The organism is Acidiphilium sp. PM (genome assembly GCF_000219295.1).
In the GTDB taxonomy this organism is placed as follows: domain Bacteria; phylum Pseudomonadota; class Alphaproteobacteria; order Acetobacterales; family Acetobacteraceae; genus Acidiphilium; species Acidiphilium multivorum.
Window position 1 is genome coordinate 1 of record NZ_AFPR01000218.1, and the last position, 5,123, is coordinate 5,123.

Genomic DNA, 5,123 nt, shown 5'->3' on the forward strand with positions numbered 1-5,123 from the left:
GGGCGGCTCGCGGACCGGCATGCGGCGCGCACGATCGTCGCGACGCTGTTGGCGATCGCCGTGCTGCTGGTGGCGCTGCGGGCGGCGCTGCCGTTCGGCCTGGTGGCCGTGCTGGTGATGGCGGGCTGGGGGATGGCGGTGTTCACCCTGGTCTCGCCGTTGCAGACGCGGGTGATCGACCATGCGCGGGATGCGCCGAACCTTGCCTCGACGATCAACCAGGGGGCGTTCAATCTCGGCAATGCCGGCGGGGCGTGGCTGGGCGGGGCGGCGCTGGGCGCCGGGATCGGCTATCGGAGCCTGCCGCTGCTGGGCGCTGCGCTCGCGCTGGCGGGGCTGGCGGTGGCGGCCTGGGCGTTCGGGCTGGAGCGGCGGCGGGGCTGAACGGCGGCGCGGCGCAACAGGCGGGGCTCAAGAGAAAAGCCGTGGGGTTGCCCCCACGGCTTTCCGGTATCCGGGCCTGAGCCTGGAGCGGCGGATCAGAAATCCATGCCGCCCATGCCGCCCATGCCGCCCATTCCGGCGTCGCCACCGGCGGGGGCCTTCTTTTCCGGACGCTCGGCGACCATCGCTTCGGTCGTGATGAGCAGACCGGCGACCGAGGCGGCGTCCTGCAGCGCGGTGCGGACGACCTTGGTCGGGTCGATGATGCCGGCCTTGACCATGTCCTTGAACTCGCCGGACTGGGCATCGAAGCCGAAGCTGTAGTCGTCGTTGTCGAGCACCTTGCCGGAGATCACGGCGCCGTCTTCGCCGGCGTTCTCGGCGATCTGGCGCATCGGCGCGAGCACCGCCTTGCGGATGATGTCGATGCCGAAGCGCTGGTCGTCGTTATCGGCCTTGAGCTTGTTGATCGCGAGCGAGGCGCGGGCGAGGGCCACGCCGCCACCCGGGACGATGCCTTCCTCGACGGCGGCGCGGGTCGCGTGCAGCGCGTCGTCCACGCGGTCCTTGCGCTCCTTCACCTCGGTCTCCGAGGCGCCGCCGACGCGGATGACGGCAACGCCGCCGGCCAGCTTCGCCAGGCGCTCCTGCAGCTTCTCGCGGTCGTAGTCCGAGGTGGTCTCCTCGATCTGCGCGCGGATCTGGTTGCAGCGGCCGGTGATGTCGGCCTTCTTGCCGGCACCTTCGACGATCGTGGTGTTTTCCTTCTCGATCAGCACCTTCTTCGCGCGGCCGAGCATGTTCAGCGTCACGGTCTCGAGCTTGATGCCGAGATCTTCGCTGATGACCTGGCCGCCGGTGAGGATCGCGATGTCTTCCAGCATGGCCTTGCGGCGGTCACCGAAGCCGGGCGCCTTGACGGCGGCGATCTTGAGGCCGCCACGCAGCTTGTTGACGACCAGGGTGGCCAGCGCCTCGCCCTCGACGTCCTCGGCGATGATCAGCAGCGGCTTGCCGGACTGGACGATGCTTTCGAGCAGCGGCAGCATCGGCTGCAGGCCGGAGAGCTTCTTCTCGTGGATCAGGATGTACGGATTGTCGAGATCCGCGACCATCTTCTCCGGGTTGGTGATGAAGTAGGGCGAGACGTAGCCGCGGTCGAACTGCATGCCCTCGACGACGTCGAGCTCGGTCTGGATGCCCTTGGCTTCCTCGACCGTGATGACGCCCTCGTTGCCGACCTTCTGCATCGCCTCGGAGATCATCTTGCCGATCTCGGCCTCGCCGTTGGCGGAGATGGTGCCGACCTGGGCGGTTTCGCTCGGGGTCGTGATCTTCTTGGTGCGCTTCTTGAGCTCGTCGACGATGGCGTTGACCGCCTTGTCGATGCCGCGCTTCAGATCCATCGGGTTCATGCCGGCGGCAACCGCCTTCGCACCCTCGCGGACGATCGCCTGGGCGAGGACGGTCGCGGTGGTGGTGCCGTCACCGGCGAGGTCGTTGGTCTTCGAGGCCACTTCGCGCACCATCTGCGCGCCCATGTTCTCGAACTTGTCGGCGAGTTCGATTTCCTTCGCGACCGTCACGCCGTCCTTGGTGATGCGGGGCGAACCGAAGCTCTTCTCGATGACGACGTTGCGGCCCTTGGGGCCGAGGGTGACCTTCACCGCGTTGGCGAGCAGGTCGACACCGCGGATGAGGCGTTCGCGGGCGTCGGCCGAGAAGCGGACGTCTTTAGCAGCCATGTGTAACTTCCTTTATGCGATATCGGAGGGGAAACCGGGGGTGATCAGGCGGCCTTCTTCTTCGAAGCCGTACCCTCGATGATGCCCATGATGTCGGATTCCTTCATGATCAGCAGCTCTTCGCCGTCGATCTTGACCTCGGTGCCCGACCACTTGCCGAACAGGATGCGGTCGCCGGCCTTGACGTCGAGCGCGACGACGGCGCCGGCCTCGTTGCGGGCACCCGGGCCAACGGCGATGACCTCGCCTTCCATCGGCTTTTCCTTGGCGGTGTCGGGGATGATGATGCCGCCGGCGGTCTTCTCCTCGGCGTTCAGCCGGCGAACGACCACGCGGTCGTGCAGGGGACGGAATTTCATGTGGCTCGCTCCTGACTTCAGAAGTCTGTTGCAACAGTGACGGGCTCAGCAGCGCCGGCCCTCTCGATAGGCACCGGATGCTTGCTAGCACTCTCACCGGGAGAGTGCCAAAGGGATAGTGTTGTGGGCAACCGATGTCAAGTCCGGCAGCAATTGCCCGAGGTGAGTGCTAAAGTGTTGATAAGAAAGATTTTTCTTGCCAACCCCCGGGGGTGTCATGGCATCGTCATGGTCAGGAGGAGCGGACTCGCACGGCCCGCCGATGACAGTGCGACGGAGACAGATCATGACACTGAGCCGACAGCTCGAGGGATACCGGCTGACGACCGCCGAGATTCTCTACCATCTGCCCGACCATCCGGGCGTTCTGCAGAGTTTCGTGTGGCAGGACCTCGATATCGCGCCGCGCTACCCGGTGCTGCACCGGTTCCTCGATTTCTGGAGCCGGCAGATCGAGGGCAAGCTGCATTCGGTGCGGGTGGGCACGGCCGCGCTGATCACGCCAGGGGAGATGCGCAGCCCGCATATGTTCCAGCTTCACTGACCCGCGCGGCCATGGCGTGGCGGATGGGTGACATGTGTGGAATTCGCGCCGGCATCTCAAAGTTAAGCAGACGTTCAGGTTTTCTTGCGATAAATTGTGTTACGCAAGATTGATCTGGAATGGCGGCTGTGACGAGGAATATCCTTTGTGCGCTCGGACTGGCTCTCGCGCTGGCGCGGCTCGCGCCGTGCGCGCGGGCGCAGGGCGTGAACCCGGCGATTGCCGCGGCCGAGACCCGGGTTTCGCTCGGCATCACGGCGACGGGCTACAGCTATCACGAAGGGTTCGACAACACCTCCGACCAGGAGAGCGGCGTGCTGCCGGGGTTCAGCCTCGGCGCCTCGCGGCTCGGCCCGGCCTTGGGCCTGCCGGACGTCTATACCGGCGTGGTCTACGATTTCTCGGGCGGCGCGCTGGGATATCAGGGCTACCTGCAGGGAACGTCGCAGGGGCTCGTGCCATACGACCAGTCCGAAGCGGCGCGGTTCAACCATGTCGAGGTCCAGCTCGGCGTTGCCGTGCCGCTGAGCCACGCGGTCAGCGTGCTGCCCTTCATTGCCGCCGGCTATCAGAGCTGGTCGCGCAATATCGGCGGCAGCGGCGGCTATGGCAGTTTCTATCACGCGGCGCTGGCCGGGTTCGGCGCGAAGCTCGATTATGCGGCGACGGGGCGGCTCGTCCTCTCCGCCTCGGCGGAGGGGCTGGCAGTGGTGGGCGGCGGCGTTTCGGCGCCGGCGCTCGGATTCTCCGGCAGCTTCGGCACCAGCGGCGAGGAGGCCGTGCGGCTCGGCGCCGACTGGCGGCTCGACAATGTCTGGCACGTCTTCGCCGGGCTGGAGATGCGGCATTTCAACTATGCCGGATCGAAACCGTCCAACGGATTCTATGAGCCGACGAGCAGCACTTTCGCCGCGCGCGGCGAGATGGGTGTCGCGTTCGGCTTCCCCTGAGCCGAGGGTGGAGCCTTCGGGGGAAAGAAAAAATCTAACATAGCGTTTTTTCTGCTTTCCCACCCGCCCCGTTTTGGGCTATCCCTCCGGTCATGATGAGGTTCTGTGCGCGGCGCGGTGCATGATGTGCTGCGACGGAGCCAGAGGGGGGGCGGTTCGGCCCCGCGATTTCCGCCGGTTCGCCGCCGCGGTGCTGGAGGCGCAGGGCTTGCGGCCGGCGCGGCACCAGCTCGCGATGATCGACGCGCTGGAGCGCGTGGCGGCCGGCCAGGTCGACCGGCTGATGGTGCAGATGCCGCCGGGGGCGGCGAAATCGACCTATGCCTCGGTGCTGTTTCCGGCGTTCTGGTTCACCCGCCATCCGGCGGGCGAGGTGATCGCGGCGAGCCATACGGCCTCGCTCGCCGAATATTTCGGCCGCCGGTTGCGCGCGCTGATCGCCGAGGCGGGCGAGGATTTCGGCCTGCTTCTCGACGCCGGCAACCGGGCGGCGGGGCGGTTTTCGTTGCAGGGGGGTGGCCAGTATTTCGCCGCCGGGGTGCGCGGGCCGATCACCGGACGGCGGGCGGATCTGATCCTGATCGACGATCCGGTGAAATCCTGGGCCGAGGCGGACAGCCGGGCGGCGCGGGACGCGCTGCATGACTGGTATCGCGCCGAACTGCTCTCGCGGCTGAAGCCGGGCGGGCGCGTCGTGCTGGTGATGACGCGCTGGCATGAGGACGATCTCGCCGGGCGGCTGATGGCCCGGGAGAGCGGCTGGACGGTGCTGCGGCTGCCGGCACTCGCCGAGGCGGACGACCCGCTCGGACGGGCGCCGGGCGAGGCGCTCTGGCCCGAATGGGAGGATGCGCGGGCGATCGCCCGGCGGCGGGCGACGGTGGGCGAGCGCGTGTTCGCCGCGCTCTACCAGCAGCGGCCGATGCGCGATGGCGGGACGCTGTTCGAACTCGACAGGCTCGGCTTCGTCGACGCGCCGCCGGCGGTGGTGCGCACCGTGCGCGCCTGGGACCTGGCGGCGACGGCGGCATCGGCCGGGCGGAATCCGGACTGGACCGTGGGGTTGAAGCTCGGGCTGACCGCCGATGGCACGCATGTCGTGCTCGACGTGGTGCGGGTGCGGGCGGGGCCGGCGGCGGTC

The 5,123-nt window shown here is 67.6% G+C and carries 5 protein-coding genes and 1 pseudogene; 4 read left to right on the forward strand and 2 right to left on the reverse strand.

Features of this window, described 5'->3' with window-relative positions:
- Positions 1-384: pseudogene (locus APM_RS09905) on the forward strand (MFS transporter); the annotation flags it as partial.
- Positions 385-479: 95 nt separating this feature from the next.
- Here the strand turns inward: APM_RS09905 and groL are convergent.
- Positions 480-2,129: a chaperonin GroEL gene (gene groL / locus APM_RS09910; protein WP_007423234.1), complete on the reverse strand. Its 1,650-nt coding sequence runs from the start codon at positions 2,127-2,129 to the stop codon at positions 480-482.
- 44 nt (positions 2,130-2,173) lie between these two features.
- Positions 2,174-2,488: a co-chaperone GroES gene (gene groES, locus APM_RS09915; protein WP_007423235.1), complete on the reverse strand. Its 315-nt coding sequence runs from the start codon at positions 2,486-2,488 to the stop codon at positions 2,174-2,176.
- A 286-nt stretch (positions 2,489-2,774) separates the two neighbouring features.
- On the opposite strand from groES, the gene APM_RS09920 reads away from it, so the two are divergent.
- From APM_RS09920 to APM_RS09930, 3 genes are all read left to right on the forward strand, one after another.
- Positions 2,775-3,032, forward strand: a complete 258-nt coding sequence (locus APM_RS09920) for an usg protein (RefSeq protein ID WP_007423236.1) — start codon at positions 2,775-2,777, stop codon at positions 3,030-3,032.
- 119 nt (positions 3,033-3,151) lie between these two features.
- The gene (locus APM_RS09925; protein ID WP_007423237.1) at positions 3,152-3,982 is read left to right on the forward strand and encodes a hypothetical protein; all 831 of its coding nucleotides are present in this window, start codon (positions 3,152-3,154) and stop codon (positions 3,980-3,982) included.
- Between the two features lie 121 nt (positions 3,983-4,103).
- Positions 4,104-5,123: terminase large subunit domain-containing protein (locus APM_RS09930; protein WP_007423238.1), on the forward strand; the 1,020-nt coding region annotated here is incomplete at its 3' end.

Bases quoted from the DNA above. Each gene is read 5' to 3' on its own strand.
- groES (WP_007423235.1), bottom strand. From the start codon at position 2,488: ATGAAATTCCGTCCCCTGCACGACCGCGTGGTCGTTCGCCGGCTGAAC.
- APM_RS09925 (WP_007423237.1), top strand. From the start codon at position 3,152: ATGGCGGCTGTGACGAGGAATATCCTTTGTGCGCTCGGACTGGCTCTC.
- APM_RS09920 (WP_007423236.1), top strand. From the start codon at position 2,775: ATGACACTGAGCCGACAGCTCGAGGGATACCGGCTGACGACCGCCGAG.
- groL (WP_007423234.1), bottom strand. From the start codon at position 2,129: ATGGCTGCTAAAGACGTCCGCTTCTCGGCCGACGCCCGCGAACGCCTC.